The organism is Bradyrhizobium sp. LHD-71, from assembly GCF_031157255.1.
Lineage (GTDB): Bacteria > Pseudomonadota > Alphaproteobacteria > Rhizobiales > Xanthobacteraceae > P52-10.
Genome location: NZ_JAVIFX010000054.1, coordinates 1 through 19,447 on the forward strand (window position 1 = coordinate 1; position 19,447 = coordinate 19,447).

At 63.1% G+C, this 19,447-nt stretch carries 22 protein-coding genes; 17 read left to right on the forward strand and 5 right to left on the reverse strand.

Going from position 1 to position 19,447, the window contains the following annotated elements; genetic code table 11:
* Positions 1-126: 126 nt before the first annotated feature.
* Both fliP and RCO31_RS33900 read right to left on the reverse strand, forming a co-directional pair.
* Positions 127-882, reverse strand: coding sequence for a flagellar type III secretion system pore protein FliP (gene fliP, locus RCO31_RS33895; RefSeq protein WP_308972804.1), 756 nt, complete (start codon positions 880-882; stop codon positions 127-129).
* Positions 879-1,829: a flagellar biosynthetic protein FliO gene (locus tag RCO31_RS33900; RefSeq protein WP_308972805.1), complete on the reverse strand. Its 951-nt coding sequence runs from the start codon at positions 1,827-1,829 to the stop codon at positions 879-881. Before RCO31_RS33900 ends, fliP begins: the two co-directional genes overlap by 4 nt.
* 334 nt (positions 1,830-2,163) lie before the next feature.
* Here RCO31_RS33900 and flgB point away from each other — a divergent pair, with 334 nt between their 5' ends.
* From flgB to RCO31_RS33945, 9 genes are all read left to right on the forward strand, one after another.
* Entirely contained in the window at positions 2,164-2,562 is a 399-nt protein-coding gene (gene flgB / locus RCO31_RS33905; protein ID WP_308972806.1) for a flagellar basal body rod protein FlgB, read from the forward strand.
* Between the two features lie 31 nt (positions 2,563-2,593).
* Positions 2,594-3,004 carry a flagellar basal body rod protein FlgC gene (gene flgC, locus RCO31_RS33910; RefSeq protein ID WP_308972807.1) on the forward strand — a complete coding sequence of 137 codons (411 nt, stop codon included), beginning with the start codon at positions 2,594-2,596 and terminating at the stop codon, positions 3,002-3,004.
* Between the two features lie 36 nt (positions 3,005-3,040).
* Positions 3,041-3,349 carry a flagellar hook-basal body complex protein FliE gene (fliE, locus tag RCO31_RS33915; RefSeq protein WP_308972808.1) on the forward strand — a complete coding sequence of 103 codons (309 nt, stop codon included), beginning with the start codon at positions 3,041-3,043 and terminating at the stop codon, positions 3,347-3,349.
* A gap of 121 nt (positions 3,350-3,470) precedes the next feature.
* Positions 3,471-3,734 (forward strand): flagellar biosynthesis protein FliQ, encoded by a 264-nt coding sequence (fliQ, locus tag RCO31_RS33920; RefSeq protein ID WP_308972809.1) that lies wholly within the window; start codon positions 3,471-3,473, stop codon positions 3,732-3,734.
* Positions 3,735-3,771: 37 nt separating this feature from the next.
* Positions 3,772-4,542, forward strand: a complete 771-nt coding sequence (gene fliR / locus RCO31_RS33925) for a flagellar biosynthetic protein FliR (RefSeq protein WP_308972810.1) — start codon at positions 3,772-3,774, stop codon at positions 4,540-4,542.
* Positions 4,543-4,548: 6 nt separating this feature from the next.
* Positions 4,549-5,622 (forward strand): flagellar biosynthesis protein FlhB, encoded by a 1,074-nt coding sequence (flhB, locus tag RCO31_RS33930; RefSeq protein WP_308972811.1) that lies wholly within the window; start codon positions 4,549-4,551, stop codon positions 5,620-5,622.
* 186 nt (positions 5,623-5,808) lie between these two features.
* Positions 5,809-8,346, forward strand: a complete 2,538-nt coding sequence (gene cckA / locus RCO31_RS33935; protein WP_308972825.1) for a cell cycle histidine kinase CckA — start codon at positions 5,809-5,811, stop codon at positions 8,344-8,346.
* Positions 8,347-8,477: 131 nt separating this feature from the next.
* Complete coding sequence (locus tag RCO31_RS33940; RefSeq protein WP_374991575.1) at positions 8,478-9,536, forward strand: Tim44 domain-containing protein; 1,059 nt, start codon at positions 8,478-8,480, stop codon at positions 9,534-9,536.
* A gap of 211 nt (positions 9,537-9,747) precedes the next feature.
* Positions 9,748-10,458: a glutathione S-transferase gene (locus tag RCO31_RS33945; RefSeq protein ID WP_308972813.1), complete on the forward strand. Its 711-nt coding sequence runs from the start codon at positions 9,748-9,750 to the stop codon at positions 10,456-10,458.
* A gap of 117 nt (positions 10,459-10,575) precedes the next feature.
* On the opposite strand, the gene RCO31_RS33950 is transcribed toward RCO31_RS33945, so the two are convergent.
* Positions 10,576-10,935 (reverse strand): GFA family protein, encoded by a 360-nt coding sequence (locus RCO31_RS33950; RefSeq protein WP_308972814.1) that lies wholly within the window; start codon positions 10,933-10,935, stop codon positions 10,576-10,578.
* 227 nt (positions 10,936-11,162) lie between these two features.
* Between RCO31_RS33950 and RCO31_RS33955 the strand changes: the two genes are divergently transcribed.
* The 6 genes from RCO31_RS33955 (at position 11,163) to RCO31_RS33980 (ending at position 16,301) form a co-directional block, all read left to right on the forward strand.
* Complete coding sequence (locus RCO31_RS33955; RefSeq protein ID WP_308972815.1) at positions 11,163-11,363, forward strand: hypothetical protein; 201 nt, start codon at positions 11,163-11,165, stop codon at positions 11,361-11,363.
* A gap of 55 nt (positions 11,364-11,418) precedes the next feature.
* A complete protein-coding gene (locus tag RCO31_RS33960; protein ID WP_308972816.1) occupies positions 11,419-12,366 on the forward strand; it encodes a DUF5996 family protein in 948 nt (315 codons plus the stop codon).
* Between the two features lie 114 nt (positions 12,367-12,480).
* On the forward strand, positions 12,481-12,744 hold the full coding sequence (locus tag RCO31_RS33965) for a hypothetical protein (protein ID WP_308972817.1): 264 nt from the start codon (positions 12,481-12,483) through the stop codon (positions 12,742-12,744).
* Between the two features lie 303 nt (positions 12,745-13,047).
* Positions 13,048-14,694, forward strand: coding sequence for a fumarate hydratase (locus tag RCO31_RS33970; RefSeq protein WP_308972818.1), 1,647 nt, complete (start codon positions 13,048-13,050; stop codon positions 14,692-14,694).
* A gap of 57 nt (positions 14,695-14,751) precedes the next feature.
* Entirely contained in the window at positions 14,752-15,417 is a 666-nt protein-coding gene (locus tag RCO31_RS33975) for a pyridoxamine 5'-phosphate oxidase family protein (RefSeq protein WP_308972819.1), read from the forward strand.
* A 179-nt stretch (positions 15,418-15,596) separates the two neighbouring features.
* A complete protein-coding gene (locus RCO31_RS33980) occupies positions 15,597-16,301 on the forward strand; it encodes a DUF429 domain-containing protein (RefSeq protein WP_308972820.1) in 705 nt (234 codons plus the stop codon).
* Positions 16,302-16,410: 109 nt separating this feature from the next.
* On the opposite strand, the gene RCO31_RS33985 is transcribed toward RCO31_RS33980, so the two are convergent.
* On the reverse strand, positions 16,411-16,707 hold the full coding sequence (locus RCO31_RS33985; protein ID WP_308972821.1) for a hypothetical protein: 297 nt from the start codon (positions 16,705-16,707) through the stop codon (positions 16,411-16,413).
* A gap of 286 nt (positions 16,708-16,993) precedes the next feature.
* Here RCO31_RS33985 and RCO31_RS33990 point away from each other — a divergent pair, with 286 nt between their 5' ends.
* Positions 16,994-17,584, forward strand: a complete 591-nt coding sequence (locus RCO31_RS33990; RefSeq protein WP_308972822.1) for a TetR/AcrR family transcriptional regulator — start codon at positions 16,994-16,996, stop codon at positions 17,582-17,584.
* A 31-nt stretch (positions 17,585-17,615) separates the two neighbouring features.
* On the opposite strand, the gene RCO31_RS33995 is transcribed toward RCO31_RS33990, so the two are convergent.
* Positions 17,616-19,022 (reverse strand): carotenoid oxygenase family protein, encoded by a 1,407-nt coding sequence (locus RCO31_RS33995; RefSeq protein ID WP_308972823.1) that lies wholly within the window; start codon positions 19,020-19,022, stop codon positions 17,616-17,618.
* 108 nt (positions 19,023-19,130) lie between these two features.
* Here RCO31_RS33995 and RCO31_RS34000 point away from each other — a divergent pair.
* Positions 19,131-19,447: TetR family transcriptional regulator (locus RCO31_RS34000; RefSeq protein WP_308972824.1), on the forward strand; the 317-nt coding region annotated here is incomplete at its 3' end.

Below are 19,447 nucleotides of genomic sequence, written 5' to 3' on the forward strand. Positions count from 1 at the left end.
GATCCAGCGATAGAGGTCGGCTCATGCGATGCTGGCCTCCAATCCAGCCAGCATCTTGAATCACAAATCGCCCAAAACCGGAATCCCCTCCGATTCAATTAAGCAATGAAATGCTCTAGCTCGGCGTCAACTTCCGCCGTAGCTCTGCACCAGGCTGCCGGCAACCAGCGTCCAGCCGTCGACCAGCACGAAGAAGATCAGCTTGAACGGCAGCGAGACGACGACCGGCGGCAGCATCATCATGCCCATCGACATCAGCACCGAAGCGACGACGAGGTCGATGATCAGGAAGGGAAGGAACAGGAGGAAGCCGATCTCGAACGCCCGCTTCAGTTCGGAGATCATGAAGGCGGGCACCAGGATGCGCATCGACATCTGCTCCGGCGTCGCCGGCGGTGGTTCACCCGACAGGTCCATGAACAGCTTCAAGTCCTTCTCACGCACGTTCTTTTGCATGAAGGCGCGCAAGGGGCCGCCGGCGCGTTCCAGCGCCTGCTCGACGTTGATCTCGTTGGCAACCAGCGGGCGGACGCCGTTGTCGTAAGACTGCTGCAGCGTCGGTCCCATCACGAAGGCGGTGAGAAACAGCGCCAGCGCGATGATCACGGCGTTCGGCGGCGCGGTCGCGGTGCCGAGCGCAGTACGCAGCAGCGAGAGCACCACGACGATGCGGGTGAACGAGGTCATCATCACGACGATCGATGGGGCGATCGACAGGATCGTCAGCAGGGCGATGAGTTGAACGGCGCGTTCGGTGACGCCGCCGCCCTGGCCGAGGTTGATGCTGATGTCCTGCGCAAGCGCCGGCCCGCCGGGAATGCCGGCGGCCAGGACGATTGCGGTTAAGGAGAGTACTCTACGCGCGGTTTGTGCCGGCCTCACGAGGGGGTCTTCGGACGGCCGAGCAGGCTTGCCATCTCATCTTCGAGGTTCTTGAACTGCGACCTCGGTGCGTCGGCAGGCGGCTTCTCGTTCTCCGGAGCGTCGGTTGCCGCGGGCTCGGAGGTCGGTGCGCGCGGCGGGGTAGCGCGACCGGGACCTTCGGGCGCGACAGGTGGCGCACCGACGCGGTCGATGGAGATCTGCTCATTCGCATTCGCGCGCGGGTTGGCACCCGGACGCCGCAGCGCGGCTTCGAGCCGCTGCGCCATCTCGGCGAGATTCTTGTCGGCGGCCGAGACCTGGGACGGCGGCGGGGCGGCGGGGCGCTCGGCGGTACGAATCGGAGGCGCTGCCTTCTGCGGCTCGGGTCGTGCAGGACGCGGCGGCGGCGGCGCGGGCTCAGGACGCGGCATGACACGTGGCGGCTCGCGCAGAGCAGGCTCAGGTCGCACCATCGGCTCGGGCGAAAAGCCCGCGAGCGGGTCGGGCCGCCGCTCGGGACCAGGAGAGCGGCGCATCTCTTCGGCAAAGGCCGGCCGCGTCGGCCGCGCAGGAGGCTCGGGCAGCGGCATCGGTTCATCATGTTCGAGCGGTTCAGGACGCGGCGGCTCACTGTCGGTCCAGGGTTGCTCGGCCACCGGCGGCAGCGGCGCGCGCGGCGTCAGCTGTTGCTGCGCCGGAGTCGCGCGGATGATGTTCGGCTCGATCACGATGTCGCTCGGGCCGCCAATCATCAACAGATGTTCGATGTTGTCGCGGCGCACGAGAACGAGCCGTCTGCGTCCATCGACCGCAGCGGCGTCGACGACTGCAAGCCGCGGCATCCGTCCGCGATTAGGTCCCGAGCCCATCCGGTTGCCGGCGAATCGCCGCACCAACCATGTCGCCAGGCCGATCAGTGCCAGAACGACGATGAAGGCGAAAAAGAAACCAGCAGCCGATTGCATTTCCATTTGTCCCCACCAGAGGAGCTGCGTGAATCAGGCCCTAAAGCTTGCGGGCCAGAGCCGAACGATGTGCGAGCACGGACCTGTTTGGTTAACGCCGAGCGGCAGGACCTGCCCGCTCGCACCCTAAGTCCAGCCACCCGTTGTCCTTAATAAACCAATAACGCCTGAGACTGAAACACTATCGCGCGTGGCTATTCAACGACTTGGCTAGTTAATGCGGCGTTAATGCCGCAATTCGACGTTCGGAGTTCCTTAACCCGACGTTAACCATACACCCGGCAAATTCTGCCCACCCTGATCCGCCTAGGAGCAGGGAACCGAGGGGCTGCCGATGGCAATTTCCGATATTCCCGGGCTGTCCGCCCTGCGCGCCAGCATGCAGTGGCATCAGCAGCGCCAGCACCTGCTCGCCGAAAACGTATCGAATGCCGACACCCCGAACTATCAGGCGCGGGACCTCGTGCGTCCGGACGCCGAGGCGCTGGGCAAGGGTGCCAGGCCGCCTCTGACGATGGTGCGCACCGATCCGGGCCACATCGGCTTTTCAGCCGGCGACACCAGCTTTGCGCTCGACCGCAAGGCCTCTTTCGAAACCCGCCCCACCGGCAACGCGGTCAGTCTGGACGACGAGATGCTGAAGGTCGCATCGAACCAGATGGACTATCAGGCGGCGACATCGCTCTACACCCGCAGTCTCGGGTTGTTGAAGACCGCAATAGGCAAGCGCTGAGCAGGCCTGAAGGCAACTGGAGAACCGTCGCATGGACTTTCTCAGATCGATGGGGATTGCGGCCTCCGGCCTGCGGGCGCAGTCCGGGCGGATGCGCGTCATCGCAGAAAACATCGCCAACGCGGAATCGACTGCGCCAACGCCAGGCGGCGATCCCTACCGGCGTAAGGTTCCGACCTTCTCATCCGAGCTCGATCGGTCGCTCGACGCGCGCGTGCTGACCATGGGGCGCATCCGGCCGGACAATTCCGACTTCAAGCTCAAATACGAGCCGAGCCATCCGGCGGCGGACGCGAATGGCAACGTCAAATACCCGAACGTCAATTCGCTGGTGGAAATGACCGACCTGCGCGAGGCGCAGCGGTCCTACGAAGCCAACCTGAACGTCGTCTCAGCGACGCGACGGATGATCCAACGCACCCTCGACATTCTCCGGGCGTGAACCGGACTCTTTGGGCCTGATCAGGAGCACTGAACCATGGCATCGCCATCCATTGCGGCCAACGCCTACGCCTCTCTTGCGCGCATCGTCGATGGCGGCTCTGCCGGCAAAACGACCGAGGCCGGAGGAGCATCGTTCGCATCGATGGTGAAGGACTCGATCGGCAGCGTGGTCGAGGCCGGCCGCAAGTCCGATACCCAGACGCTCGCGATGGCATCCGGCAAGGCCAACATCGTCGACGTGGTCACCGCGGTTGCCGAAACGGAAGTCGCGGTCAGCACACTCGTGTCGGTGCGCGACCGGGTCATTCAGTCGTACGAAGAAATCATGCGGATGCCGATCTGAAGCATGATGAGTTTAGGTTGAACGCCGACACCACGAACGCTCGGCGTCATCCCCGCCTTCGCGGGGACGACACCGAGGTCTGATTTCATCACGCTTCGGCGTGCAAACGGAGCGACATTCCATGACCGGCCCTGAAGTCCTTGACGTCGCCCGTGACGCGATCTGGACCATCGTTCTTGTCTCGTCGCCGCTGATGGTGGTCGGCCTCGTCGTCGGCGTGGTGATCTCGCTTGTTCAGGCGCTCACGCAAATCCAGGAAATGACTCTGGTTTTCGTGCCGAAGATACTTGCGATCTTCATCACCATGGTGCTGGCCTTGCCATTCATGGCAGATGCGCTGCACAGCCACATGCTTCGTATTTCCTCGCGAATCATCGGAGGGTAGGGCAGAGGCGACGTAAAGGCCTCAGGTCCAGTGGCGCATGCGCATCGACGTCTCGTTTCTCCCTGCGCTCGCCGCCGTCTTCCTGCTGGTGTTCGCGCGCATCGGCACGATGGTGATGCTGATGCCAGGGCTCGGCGAGGTGAACGTTCCGGTCCGTATCCGGCTCGGCATCGCGCTCGCACTCACTCTCATCCTGCTGCCGCTGCATCGGAACGCCTATCAGGTCAACCTGGAGAACCTCGCGCCGCTGCCGGTGCTGCTGGTGCACGAAATCCTGGTTGGCCTGATTCTCGGGGCGACGGCCCGCGTCACGATCTCGGCGCTGACAGTGGCTGGTTCCGTGATCGCCCAGCAGCTCGGCCTCGGCTTCGTCACCGCCGTCGATCCGACCCAGGGCCAGCAAGGGATCGTCGTCGGCAACCTTCTGACGATCCTCGGCATCACGTTACTGTTCGCCACCGACCTGCATCATCTGGTGATCGCGGCGCTGACCGAGAGCTACACGATCTTCAAGCCGGGCGAACCGATCTCCTCGGGCGACGTGGCGACGCTGGCGACCAAGGCCTTTGCGCTGGCGTTCAAGATCGGCGTGCAGCTCTCCGCTCCGTTCCTGGTGTTCGGGATGGTGTTCAATCTCGGGCTCGGCGTGCTGGCGCGGCTGATGCCGCAAATGCAGGTCTATTTTGTCGGCGCGCCGTTATCGATCCTTCTGGGTTTTCTGATTCTTGTCGCGGTCATCGCAACCATGATGGGAACGTTCCTCGATTACTTCGTCGTCATCATGCACGAGCTTGCGCCGCGGAGGTGAGCACGCATGGCTGACGAGAGCGAGTCCGAAAAGACCGAGGACCCGACCCAGAAACGCCTCGACGATGCGCTGGAGCGCGGCGACGTCGTCAAGAGCCAGGAGGTCAACACCTGGTTCATCATTGCCGGCGGCACACTCGTGCTGTCGGCGTTCTCCGGCTCGATCGGTAGTATGCAGGTCCCGCTGCGCGGTCTCATCGAGAACGCTCATCGGATCGAGACTGACGGGCCGGCGCTGCTGTTGCTGTTGCAAAAGATCGAACACGCGATCGCCGCGGCATTCGGTGTGCCGCTGCTGATCCTGGTGATCGCGGCGATCTTCGGCAACATCGTGCAGCACCGGCTGGTGCTTTCCGCCGAGTCATTAAAGCCGAACCTGAACAAGATCTCGCCGGTCAGCGGTGCAAAAAGGCTGTTCGGCAAACAGGCCTGGGCCAACTTGTTGAAGGGCATCTTCAAGGTCACCGCCATCGGCGCCGTGATGACGATGGTGTTCTGGCCGGAGCGGCACCGGCTGGATGCGATGGTGCGGATGGACCTGATGTCGATCGTCACCGTCAGCAGGACGCTTTCGCTGCAGCTTCTCGGAACCGTGGTGGCGATGCTCGCGGCTGTCGCGATCGCCGATTACCTGTTCCAGTACCGGACCTGGTTCGAGCGGCAGAAGATGTCGCTGCAGGAGATCAAGGAGGAGTTCAAGCAGTCCGAGGGTGACCCGCACATCAAGGGCCGGCTGCGCCAGCTGCGTGACGCCCGCCGCAAGAAGCGGATGATGGCAGCGGTGCCGACCGCTTCGGTGGTCATCACCAACCCGACCCATTTCGCGGTCGCGCTCAAATACGAGCAGGGGATGGCCGCGCCGATCTGCGTCGCCAAGGGCATGGACGCGATCGCGCTCAAGATCCGGCAGGTCGCGAAAGACAACGACGTGCCCGTGATCGAGAACCCGCCATTGGCGCGGGCGCTGCATGCCGCCGTGAAAATCGACGACGAGATCCCGGTCGAGCACTATCAGGCGGTCGCCGAAGTGATCGGCTATGTCATGCGGTTGAAGCGCGGCTTTGCCGGATTGAGGCGCTGACGGGCTTGTCACGCCGAAGCCCGAGAGGGGCGGAGGCAGGTTGACCCTGCGATGCATTTTTGACTCACCCGGCGTTTTTCGATTCGCGACTCTTGGCTTGGAACCGCGATTCAGGCAGTGAGGCGTTGATTCGCGCGCATACAAGGCAATAATGGCTCAAAGGGACGTGGCGCAGGCTGCATGACAATGACTCTCGGAAGCGATCAGCCGCATCCCCTGGGCGACACGAGCGCTGGGACGCGGCGGAGCGGGAGCGTGCCGCTGGTGCTGGCGGTCGCTGCGGCAGTCGTCGCCGCCGCGGTCGGTTTCATGTGGCTCGGCCGGGTGCAGGCGCAGCCCTATATCCTCGGGCTGCTCGCGCTTCTGGCGATGATCGGCCTGTTTGCGCTGTTTGCTTTCGCGGCAGGGATCGTCCGTTTTGCCGACCGCAGCGTTGACGATCCGATCACCCGGAGCATCGGCGACAGTTCGCCGGAAGGCATCGTCGTCGTCGATGCGCATGGACGCGTCGTCTATTCAAACCGCGCGTATCAGGCCCTGACCGGAGCGGAACGTGCGGAGGAAGCGCGGCCGGTCGAACGGGTCTTTGTTGGGAACCCCGAGGTCTCCGAGGCGGTGTTCCGCCTGTTGAAGGCCTCGCGAGAACGTCGACGTCAGCAGGAAGAGGTGCGGGTCATCGCACCTGACGGTGTCTCAGGGCGATGGCTCAGGATGCGCGTGCGTCCGCTGGGCGAAAGCAAGAAGGATCAGGATTTCTCCGTCTGGTCGATCGCCGACATCACCCGCGACCGCGAGCGGCAGGAAGGCGTGTTCCAGGACCTGCAGCAGGTGATCGAGTATCTCGATCATGCCCCGACAGGCTTCTTCTCGGCAAATCCGTCCGGCACCATTCCTTACGTCAACGCCACCCTGGCGCATTGGCTCGACTACGATCTCGCCGAGATCGGCTCCGGCGGGCTGAAACTGACCGATATCGTCTCGGGGGACGGCGCGGCGCTGCTGACCGGCATCGTACCGGCGCCGGGCGAGGTGAAGACGGAAGTGTTCGACCTCGACCTGCGCACCCGCAGCGGCAAGACCTTGCCGGTCCGCATCTATCACAAGCTGGCGTTCGGCGCGGACGGCGCATCGGGCGCCTCGCGTTCGATCGTGATCAACCGGGCCCGCGACGAGCGCGTGGACCCGCAGCGTGCCGCCGAAGTGCGCTTCATGCGATTCTTCGATCACACGCCGATGGCAATTGCGACGGTCGACAAATCGGGTTCCGTCGTGCGCGCCAACGCACGCTTTGCCAAGCTGGCTCAGACACTTTCGGTGGAAGCTTTGCGCGGCAAATCAATCCGCGCGATTCTGAGCGAGCGCGACGGCGACGAGTTGAGCGAGACGATCGCCCGAGCTGCCGAGGGGCAGGGCGACATCAAGCCGGTCGAGGCGTTGCTCGCCGGGCCGAAGGAGCGATGGGGCGAGTTCTTTGTCACTGGCGTCGAGAGCGACGAGCGCGATGCCGAAGCCGCGATCATCTACTTGCTCGAGACCACCGAGCGACGTGCGCTGGTCAACCAGGTGAACCAGGCCCAGAAGATGGAGATGGTCGGCCAGCTCGCCGGCGGCATGGCGCACGACTTCAACAACGTGCTCTCGGCCATCATGATGGCGAACGACTTCCTGCTTTCGGCCCACAAGCCGACCGATCCGTCCTTCCAGGACATCATGCAGATCAAGCAGAACGCGACGCGCGCGGCCTCCCTAGTGCGGCAGTTGCTCGCCTTCTCGCGGCGGCAGACCTTGAGGCCGCAGGTGCTCGATCCAGGCGACGCCCTGTCCGACCTGACAATGCTACTGCGCCGGCTGATCGGCGAGAAGGTCAAGCTGGCGACCGTGCACAGCCGCGACCTCTGGCCGGTCAAGGTCGACGTCTCCCAATTCGAACAGGTGATCGTCAATCTTGCGGTCAACGCGCGCGACGCAATGCCAGATGGCGGAACGCTGACGGTGCGTACGGCGAACATCGACGCGCAGGAGGCGGAACGTTTCTCGTACAAGGGAATGCCGGCTGCGGACTACGTGTTGATCGAAGTCAGCGACACGGGCACCGGAATTCCTGCCGAGATCGTCGACAAGATCTTCGAACCATTCTTCTCGACCAAGGAGGTCGGCAAAGGCACCGGGCTTGGTCTGTCGACGGTGTATGGCATCATCAAGCAGACCGGTGGGTTCATTTATGTCTTCTCGGAAGAGGGCAAGGGAACCTCGTTCCGCATCTTCCTGCCGCGCCACGTCCCCGAGCCGGAGACGGCCGCTGACGGAGCCGCGACCGATACTCCGAAGGACAAGCGTCCGACGGACCTGACCGGGCAGGGGACAATTCTTCTGGTCGAAGACGAAGACGGGTTGCGATCGCTCAATGCGCGCGGCCTGCGCTCACGCGGCTACACCGTCGTCGAAGCGGCCAATGGCGTCGAGGCGATCGAGGTGCTTGAAGCGCAGAACGGCAAGATCGACCTCGTGGTGTCGGATGTGGTGATGCCGGAGATGGATGGCCCGACGCTCTTGAAAGAGATGCGCAGCCGCAATCCGACGCTGAAGGTCATCTTCGTCTCGGGCTATGCCGAAGACGCCTTCGAGAAGAGCCTGCCGGCCAACGAGCAGTTCGCGTTTCTGCCGAAACCGTTCACGCTGTCGCAGCTCGTCGCACAGGTGAAGGACACCATCGCGAAGGCTTGATCTGCGAGCACCAACCATTTCTGGGTGCGGCGCACCACAAAATGTCCCGCTCCGGTCGCGAAAAGGGCACTTTCGGCCGCGACCGAGAGCCGCAGGGGTGCGGCACTCAGGCTCTTCACTTTCCCCCGCATATGCCCACTTTATGGGCCACTCCCCATGTCGGGGGACGGAAGGGATTCAAGATGATGTCTTCGAAGCGCATTCGCGCATCTTTCAAGGCGTTTGCGGTTGTCATGGCTCTGGCGCTGCCGACGGCGATCGCCATTTCGTCGGTTGCCGACGCGCGCGTCGGCCGTGGCGGTAGCGCAGGCTCGCGCGGCTCGAACACGTTCTCGGCGCCGCCGGCAACGAAAACGGCGCCCGGTTCGGCTCAGCCGATTCAGCGCTCGCAGGCGCAGCCGACGGCTCCGACCACCGCGCCTCAGACCACGGGTGGGCTGTTCAACCGGCCGGGCATGGGCATGCTTGGCGGCCTCGCCGCGGGCTTCCTGGGCGCCGGTCTGCTTGGCATGCTGTTCGGTGGCGGCCTGTTCGGCGGACTTGGCGGTCTCGCCTCGTTCCTCGGTCTGTTGCTGCAGGTCGGCCTGATCGCGCTGGTGGCGATGTTCGCGCTGCGCTGGTGGCGCAGCCGCAACGCGCCGTCCTACGCAAGCGGCCCGGCAAACATCGACGCCGGTCGCTCGCCGCAGCAGGATCGGCCCGCGCCGCAGGGTGGCGGTTTCGGTGGCCTTGGCGGCGGACTTGCCGGTACGGGTGCCGGCGCTGCGGCGCCGGTCGCGCGCGGTCCGATCAAGATCACGCCCGACGATTACGATGCCTTCGAGCGCCTGCTCGGCGACGTTCAGACTGCGTGGTCGAATGAGGACAAGACGACGCTGGCACGCCTGACGACGCCTGAGATGGAGCAGTACTTCACGGCTGATCTCGCCGACAACGCAGCGAAGGGCCTGGTCAACAAGGTGACCGACGTCAAGCTGCTGCAAGGTGATCTGGCTGAAGCCTGGCACGAGGGCAGCGACGACTATGCGACCGTCGCGATGCGTTTCGCGCTGGTCGACAAGACGATCGAGCATGCCACGGGCCGCGTCGTCGAAGGCAGCGATCAGCCGACTGAGGCGACCGAGCTCTGGACGTTCGTGCGTCCGAAGAACGCCGACTGGATGCTGTCGGCGATCCAGCAGACGCACTGAGTCAAACGATCATCGCGAGTTTCGAACGGCGGCCCACGGGCCGCCGTTTTCTTTTTGGCCGTCATGGTGAGCGAAGCGCTGCGACACTCGTCATTGCATAGGCGTTCGAAGAACGGCGTCGCTTCGCTTCGCTTGCAATGACGAGAGCTGTTGACTTCGTCGCCCCTCGCCGTGTCTTCTTGCCTCGAAGAAGCGAACGGGAGGCGGCAGCATGGCTTATGAGCTCTATTACTGGCCGATGATCCAAGGGCGCGGCGAATTCGTCCGCCTGGCGCTCGCGGAGGCCGGCGCCAATTACGTCGATGTCGCCCGCCGCGGCAGGAACGGCGTTCCGAAGATGCAAAAGCTGATGGAGGGCCGGCGGTTGGCGACGCCACCCTTCGCACCGCCGTTTCTCAAGGACGGCAATCTCGTCGTCAGCCATGTCGCGAACATCCTGTTGTTTCTCGGTGATCGGCACGGCCTGGCGCCAAAGACGCAAGCGGGCAGGCTCACGCTCCACGGCTTGCAGCTCACCATCACCGACTTCGTTTCCGAAGTGCATGACACTCATCATCCGCTGGGGCCGACGCTGTACTACGAGGATCAGCGCGCAGCCGCCAAGCGCCGCACGGATGAGTTCTGGAAACTCCGCGTGCCGAAGTATCTCGGCTATTTCGAACGGCTCTTGAAGCGAAATGGTCCCTTCGTGACGGGCCGCAAGCTGACTTACGTCGACCTGTCGCTGTTTCAGCTGGTCGAAGGCCTGCGTTACGCCTTTCCGAAACGGATGAAGCGATTTGAGAAACGCATTCCGCTGCTTCTGGATCTGCGCGAGCGGGTGGCGGCACGCCCGCGGATCAAGACGTACCTCGCATCGGACAAGCGCATCGCTTTCAACGAGTACGGCATCTTCCGACGCTACAAGGGGCTTGATCGGTAACGTCATTGCGAGGCATAGCCGTTTTGCTCGCCTATGGCGACGAGGCAATCCAGTGCGGCATTTGCGACGACTTCAGACTGGATTGCTTCGCTTCGCTCGCAGTGACGGCACTAGCACTCACATATTCTTCCCGTCGAATGGCGTCATCTTGATCGTCGACAGATCGATACCGTCGATGGTAGCCACGTTGACCGCGATCACCCTTGTACCGTCCGGCTTCTGGCCACGGGCGAAAGTCTCCACGCCGCATTCGCTGCACATCTGGTGAGCGATGACGTGGCGATTGAACTTGTACTCCTTCAGTGAATCCTCGCCGGCGCAGAGCCTGAATCTCTGCGGCTCGACGAAAGTAATGTGCAGGCCCTTCTTGGTACAGATCGAGCAATTGCAGGCTGTCACCATGGCAAGGTCGCTGGTGCACTCATAGCGCACAAGGCCGCAATGGCAGCCGCCAGTGAAGGTTCGTTGGTCCGGCATGATGTCGTCTCCGAAGTGTTGTGCGTGGATCTATCCGTCGGCGCGCGCCGACGCTCAAGGAGCAGCGAGGCGTCACGCTTTATGACACCGGTATGGCGCTTTCGAAAATTATTCGCTGCCGAAGGAGCGTGACGCGGACGCATTGATGCGACGCAGCGGCGAATTGGCTTGACGACGCGCGCGGCTCGGCAATGATCGCGCGCAAAGCACAGCCAGGGAGGCGCGCCATGAACGCAACGCGTGTGGCCGATTTCGTACCTCACAACAATCCATGTGCCCAATGCGGCAAGCCGATCGCGACCCCGGTCTGGGTGGAACCCGGAAAGGGGTGTGTCACTTATGTCTGGGTGTGCTGCGCCTGCGACTATGAGTTTACCTCGACGGCGGTGTTCGCGGTCGAACGTGAACAGCATCCGCTTGCCGCCTGAACTGACGCTCCATGACACCTGGGGGCGTCGCTGAGCCGAGCGAGAAAGACGCCCGATGCCGTCGAACGTCAGCGAAGCCTGGCCCGAATTGCCTTATGCCGCCTGGAAGGAGACTGCAGCGACGCTGCAACTCTGGACGCAGATCGTGGGCAAGGTGCGGCTCGTGCTGACGCCGTGGCTCAACCATTCCTGGCATGTCACGCTCTATGTGACCGCGCGCGGCATGAGCACAGGTCCCATGCCGGTGGACGGCGGTGCATTGGAGATCGAGTTCGACTTCATCGATCACGTGCTGTGGTTCCGTCGCAGCGACGGCCGCTTCCGACAACTGGTATTGAAGCCAATGGCGGTCGCCGAGTTCTATACGGAAGCGATGGTCGCGCTTCGCGCTCTCGGCGTGGACGTTCGCATCAACGAGATGCCGAACGAGATCGCGGACGCGATACCTTTCCCCGACGATGCGTTGCACGCGAGCTACGATGCGGAAGCCGCTGTCCGCTTTCATCGCGTGCTTTTATCCACGCACGAGGTCTTCGCGCATTTTCGTTCCGGCTTCGTCGGCAAGGTCAGTCCGGTGCATTTCTTCTGGGGCAGCTTTGATCTCGCGGTCACGCGCTTTTCCGGCCGGCGCGCGCCACCGCATCCGGGCGGGGTGCCCAATCTGCCTGATGCGGTCGCGCGCGAGGCCTATTCGCATGAGGTCTCCAGCGCAGGTTTCTGGCCGGGCGGCGGTGCGCTCGACTATGCGGCCTTCTATTCCTACGCCTATCCGGCACCGCAGGGCTTCGCCGAGGCGAGGGTGCGGCCCGCGGAAGCCTTCTTCTCGAACGAGCTCGGCGAGTTTATTCTGCCCTACGATGCCGTGCGGACCGCGCGCGAGCCTGCGCAGGCGCTGATGGATTTTCTGCAGACGAGCTACGAGGCCGCCGCCGACCTTGGACGATGGGATCGCGCGGCGCTCGAGTGCCCGCTCGGCGAACCGGGTGAGGTGCGGCGGCTGTGATGGGTGGATGGGCCGCCACATTCCGATGAACCTTGCGAGACCTCCAAGCGTCAAAATCAGACGGTGATCGGGTGCACCCGCCGCGCCTCTCGCCGGTGTCACAGGAGGTTTCAGATGAACTGCCGCATCACGCTGTTGCCGATTGCCGCTGTTGCGGCCGCCATCGTTCTCACCTCCTTGCCCGCCGCCGCGGCCATGCCCGTCGCAGGTGCGATGAGGCTCAAAGCCGACAGCGATCTCATTCTGGTCGAGGCAAAAAGGAAAAAAACCGCGAAGAAAGGCGAGCTCGATCAGTCGGTCGAGAGCGGCACTGTGCCGAAGCGCTATCGCAGCTCGGTGCCGAAGCAGTATCATCACCTGATCCCGTTTGCGAAATAGGTCGAACGACGGTCATTGCTGTCCTCTGCTGACACTCGATTCATTCGTGTCGCTCCATGCCGCTGAGTGGCGGATGCGGAATTCCTGATCACCGCCTTCTGTCGAGATCACCGCCTTCTGTCGAGGATTCCGGCTCTGCCGGCCTCGAAATCACGGAGCGAGTGATCGGAATCCCGACACGAGCGTCTTGTTGGCCGCATTTGGAATGCCTGGCGCACCAAATAGGGCACCTTTGAACTCTTCAAAAGTACGAAAAACCTGCTTAGAAGAGCAAGAAGTTGACCTGTATCTACGGTGCCCTCCATGAATGCTCCTGTGACGCCCCCGAACGTCCCGCCCTACAAGCACACGCCGCTGTTCCCGCTCGGCAAGGACGAGACGCCTTATCGCAAGGTCTCGACCGACGGCGTGCGGACCGAAACCGTGCTGGGCAGGGAGATGCTGGCGGTCTCGCGCGAGGCCATGCGGGCATTGTCGGAGGCGGCCTTCGTCGACATCAATCACTACCTGCGGCCGGGACACCTGAAGCAGCTTCGCAACATCCTCGACGACAAGGAAGCATCCGATAACGACAAGTTCGTCGCCTTCGACTTCCTGAAGAATGCCAACATCGCCTCCGGCGGTGTGCTGCCCATGTGCCAGGACACCGGCACCGCGATCATCATGGGCAAGAAGGGCTGCAACGTCATCACCGAAGGCGATGATGAGGCGGCGCTCGCGGAAGGCGCACGCGATGCGTATCTGAAGCGCAACCTGCGCTATTCGCAGGTCGCCCCGCTGTCGATGTTCGAGGAGAAGAACACCCAGAACAACATGCCCGCGCAGTGCGAGATCTATGCGGAGGGCGAGGATGCCTACAAGTTCATGTTCATGGCCAAGGGGGGCGGCTCTGCCAACAAGAGCTTCCTGTTCCAGGCGACACCGTCGATCCTGACGCGTGACCGCATGCTCGCTTTCCTGAAGGAGAAGGTGCTGACACTCGGCACGGCCGCGTGCCCGCCGTACCACCTGGCGATCGTCATCGGCGGCACCTCCGCCGAGCTGACGATGAAGACGGTGAAGCTCGCATCTGCCCGCTATCTCGATGCGTTGCCGACGCAAGGCTCGGCTGATGGCCATGCGTTCCGCGATCTCGAGATGGAGCAGGAGATCCTGAAGATGACGCAATCGCTCGGCGTCGGCGCGCAGTTCGGCGGAAAATACTTCTGCCATGACGTGCGCGTGATCCGATTGCCGCGGCACGGGGCTTCTTTGCCGATCGGGCTTGGCGTCTCGTGCTCCGCCGACCGGCAAATCCTTGGCAAGATCACCAAGGACGGCGTGTATCTGGAGGAGCTGGAACATCACCCGGAGAAATACCTGCCGGAGGTGAAGGAGAGCTCGCTCGGCGGCGAGGTGGTCAAGATCGATCTCAACAAGCCGATGAAGGACATTCTGGCAACGCTGACGAAGCATCCGATCAAGACGCGCGTCTCGCTCACCGGCACGATGATCGTGGCGCGCGATGCGGCGCACGCCAAGCTGCGCGAGCGGCTGGACCGCGGCGAGGGGTTGCCCGACTATTTCAAGAACCACCCGATCTATTACGCCGGACCGGCCAAGACCCCGGAAGGCTACGCCTCTGGTGCGTTCGGCCCGACGACGGCAGGCCGAATGGATTCGTTCGTCGATCAGTTCCAGGCGGCGGGCGGCTCGATGGTGATGGTGGCGAAAGGCAACCGCGCGCCGGCGGTACGCGAGGCGTGCAAGAAGTATGGCGGTTTCTATCTCGGCTCGATCGGCGGCGCGGCCGCGAACCTCGCCGAGCACTGCATCAAGAAGGTCGAGACGGTGGAATATCCCGAACTCGGCATGGAGGCGATCTGGCGCATCGAGGTCGTGGACTTCCCGGCGTTCATCGTCGTCGACGACAAGGGCAACGACTTCTTCAAGGAGCTGAATTTGGGGTGACCCCGGATTGCGCTACGCTCCATCCGGGCTAAGGGATTTGAATTTGGGGTAGGGCACATGAAAGCCACGCAGACGGCTACGGACGAATTGAAGACAAACCGGGTTCGCCTGCGGCGTCGCCCCACCCGCGGCCACTATGACTACGAGACCGTGGCGTCGATTCTCGACGCGACGTTCCTCTGTCACATCGGCTTCACCGTCGACGACCAGCCGTTCGTGATTCCGACCTCGTTCGGTCGCGACGGACGGCGGCTGTATGTGCACGGATCGGCTGCCAGCCGGATGCTGAAACAGCTGAAAACATCGATCCCGCTCTGTCTGACGGTGACATTGCTCGATGGGCTGGTGCTGGCGCGCTCAGCCTTCAATCACTCCATGAATTATCGCTCGGTGGTCGTGCTGGGCTCCGCCTCTTTGGTCGAAGGTGACGAGAAGCTTACCGCGCTGAAAATTATGTCGGAGCATATTCTCAAGGGTCGTTGGGACGATGTCCGCCTGCCGAATGCGAAGGAGATGAAGGCAACGTCCGTGCTCGCCCTCGATATCGAAGAGGCGTCAGCAAAGATAAGGTCCGGACCTCCGCTTGACGATGATGAAGATCTCGATTTTCCCTGCTGGGCCGGCGTGCTGCCGATCGTTCAGACGACCGGACAGCCAGTGCCGGATCCAGGATCGAGATCAGAGACGCCGCTGCCCGATTATTTGATGCCCCCTAAAGGGTGACCAGCTTTTTGCCGTCATGCCCGCGAAGGCGGGCATCCAGCGTCCGCAGCGCCCGCGATTGAGTCTTTGACCTTCTGGAATACCGGGTCTGGCTTTCGCGGGGACGTCGAAAGCTTGATGTCGGGGTGCAAGCGCGCGAAATCCCGCGGTGTCGTGCTATTTCCGGCTGCATGATCGCCATGGGTCTGGATGGATATGCTCGAGGATGGGTCGCTGTTCGGCTGAACGGCGCAAAGCACGAACTCCTGTTCCTCAGGTCGATTGCCGAGCTTTCCGCGATCAGCTTCGATCGCGTAGGCGTCGACATGCCGATCGGCTTGCCGGAGCGCGGTGAGCGCGCGTGCGACCTGGAGGCGAGGGCGCTGCTTCGGCCACATGCGTCACGCGTGTTCACCGGCGCGCGGCGCGGACTGTGGGATCATCCGTCTCACGCCGAAGCCAATCGCATTCTGAAGCAACGCGGTGAGAAGGGCGTTTCGGTTCAACTCTGGAGCCTGGGGCCGAAAATCTGCGAAGTCGATGCGCTGCTGACACCGCGCCTGCAAGCGCGCATCCGCGAAGTGCACCCCGAGCTGGTGTTTTTGCGACTGAACGGCGGCAGGCCGCTACCGTCGAAGTCGACCAGAGAGGGACTTGCATTGCGCATGGGACTCTTACGGGCGGAAGGCCTTACGCAGGTCCGGCGCTGGATCGAAGTCGAGCGGCATAAGCGTTCGAAGGATGGCGTCGCTTCGTTAACTTATGGCAGCGGCGCCAAGGCCGATGACGTCCTCGACGCCTGCGCGGCAGCGATCGCCGCGCGCGATTTCGATTCGGGTCGCGTCCTGCCGCGCAGCGGCGCCGTCAAGGACGCGAAGCGGCTGAAGATGCAGATCTGGTATTGAGCCCGTAACCAATAGCCGGATGAGCGCAGCGACATCCGGGGAGAGTTGTCACAGAGTCAGTCCCGGATGTCGCTGCGCTCATCCGGGCTACGGACACGACGGGATGTCCTCACGCCCGCGTGCCTTTGAACGGGAAGTTGCCCAGGAAGCCGACGCCCATCTGGCCTTCCATGGCGTCGCCGTTCACCGTGCCGTTGAAGTCAAGCGTCAGCGGCATCGGCTTCTGGATCGAGATCTTCCACGAGACGGCGTTGCCGTCGACCTTGCCCTCGGCGATCTCGGCAGATCCCTCATCGCCGGCTTGCGTTCCGGTCAAGGTGTTGCCGGAACTCGTGAGTGTCAGCGTCGCCTTGCGCTCGCCCATCGGCGTGCTCAGCGTCATGTTCCAGTTTCCGTCAACTGACATCTGATCCTCATAAGGTTGAGTGAAGGGACGCCCTTCTCAAGGAACTCGTGGCCGAGATCGCAGCGTGCGTCAACCGGATCGCTTGCCGCGCGCCGCTTCACGGGTCCGGTCCGCCCGGGCATTCCCGGCCGATGCGCGTCCACCGGCGGAATTGTTGCACGCAGGCATTGAAAGCCCTTGCGCGGTCAGCGAATTCGTCCAGTATATGAGTGATCCTCAGTTTTTGAACTCGCTTTCAACGCGCGCTTGCGCAATCCCGTCGCCAACGGCTCAAGGCTCTGAAACGATGAGAAAATCGCCGACCCAGGCGCGCGCGACCCAGACTGTCGATGCGATCCTCGAGGCCGCCACTCAGATTCTGCAAAGCGACGGCGAGGAACGGCTGACCACGAACCGCATCGCCGAGCGCGCCGGCGTCAGCATCGGCAGTCTTTATCAATACTTCGCCGACAAGGAGGCGATCGTCGAAGCGATCGCCGAGCGCGAGCGCAGCAAGATTGTCGCCACCATCGTCAAGTCGCTCAGCGAGGTGGAGGCGGCGGACTCGGAGAGCGCGGTGCGCGAAGTGGTGCGTACTTTGGTGGGCGCTTTCGCCAGGCGACGGCGTGCACGCCGCATTGTTGTCATGATGATGCTGCGACGCTGGCAGAATGCGCCGGACAAGGGCGCCGATGAAGTGGCGCAGTTCCTCGTCAGCGCGGCCGCACGCGGCAAAAGCGCGAACGCGCGGGTGATGACGCCCGTCGCAGCGTTCGTGCTGACGCGAGCGATGGTCGGCGCGATCCGCGCGGCGGTGCTGGAGAACTCACCCTACCTCGAGAGCCAGGAGTTCGAGGACGAACTTGTGCGGCTGGCGATACTCTTCGAGAAGAACTAGCTGCGTAAGAGCCACCCAATGATGACCGCGATCACCTCGCGCCAACCCAGTTGCCGTGAAAGCCGTCCGGCACGCGGTGGCCGAGATGCACCAGCGCGACCGGACCGCTTGCGATGTCAGTGGCGTTGAACACCGCAAGGTCGCTCACGTTCTCGCGGGCGCGCCAAACCACCGCGAGCAACCAGCCTTCGCCTTCGGCGGCGTCGCCTGGGCGTGCAACAAATACCGGTTCGGAGATCGTGTCGCCGTCGGGCAGCACGTACTGCGCAAGCCGCGCGCGCGACCTTGCATCGACGTGCACCAGGCCCGAGAGCCCGCCGACGAACGGCCGATTTGGATTGGCGCAGGCGTACCAGCCGTGCGCGTTGGTGAAGCCGGCGCGGCGGTCGTCGATGCGTGGAAATTCACCGGTGACGTCGTCGAGGTAGTCGCGGGTGAAGCGGTCGGTGTTGCCGGACAGGTCGAACGTCCAACGACACAGTCGGGCGCGTGATTTTTCCGGATCGGTGCGGCGGCCGTCGGGATGCGGGAACAAGGGCGCTTCCTCGAACTGCATGACATCGGCAACGATGCGGTTGCCGTCTTCCCACGCGTTCATCACGTGGAAGACGTAGCAGGCTTCGCCGCGGAACCAGGTGATGTCCTTGGCGCTACCGCCGCGCTTCATCAGGCCCACATACGAGCCCTTGTCCGGCTCCCACGCGTAGGGAGGCTTGCCGCTCATCGCCCGGTTCATGCTGCCGGTCAGTGGCAGGATCGGAAACAACAGGTGATTCTCGGTGACGATGAAGTCGTGCACCATGCTGGCGAAGGGCGTCTCGAACCGGTCGAAGCGCGTCACCACGCCGCTCGCGTCGACAGAGCCAAACGACATCGCCGCAGTGAGCGGACCCGCTGCGTTGTAGCCGAAGAAGATCATTTCGCCGGTTACAGGATCGACCTTCGGATGCGCGGTGAAGGGACCGGCGATGGATTGGTCGTAGTCCACGTAGCCACGCGTCTTCAGCGTGCCGGGCTCGATCTCGGTCGGCAGATGACCTTCCTCCAGCGCGAGCAGGCGGCCCGCGTGGAAAACGATATTGGTGTTGGCGACGCCGCCGTCGTTGATCGTGGACGTCGGCGCATCAGGCAGCTTGCGACCGAAGCCGCCGAACAACGCGCGGCCCGCGTCGTGTTCGGCAAGCCACTTCGGCGTGCGAACCCAACGGTTGCGGTAGCTGGCGCGGCCGTTCTCCAGGTGAAAGGCGTGCAGCATGCCGTCACCGACAAACCAGTGTGCGCCTGGCGCTTCGAACTGCGGATTGGGCCCGTTGCGATAGAGCGTGCCGTTGAGCTCGCGCGGCAACTCGCCGGCGACTTTCAAAAACGGCGCGTCACATTCGAAAGGAATGGGCGCAAGGTTGCTGCGGCTGACCGTGGCGTCGCTCTCGTGCGGCATTGGACCCTTCCATCTTATCTTTACAACGTAAAGATAAGGCTAGGCCTGCCCTCCGGAGCCGTCAAGCCAAATGTTGACACTGTCAAAACCGGCGGACATAACTGCGCGATGACGGTCAAGCACTTGGAAAAGCGAGCAAAAAAGCCAGCGGGCGGCGTCCGCAAGCGCGAGGCCCGACCAGTCGTCGCAGCCGCAGCTCCCTATCATCATGGTTCACTGCACGAAGCATTGCTGAAGGCGGCGGAAACCATTCTCGAACGCGACGGCTTGCCGGGGCTGACGCTGCGCGCCGCGGCGCGCGAGGCGGGCGTCTCGCATGCGGCGCCGACGCATCATTTCGGCGACATGAGCGGTCTTTTGAGCGAGCTTGCCGCATCCGGCTTTCGAACGTTTGCCGCAGCGCTCAAGGCGGCCGCCGCAACCAA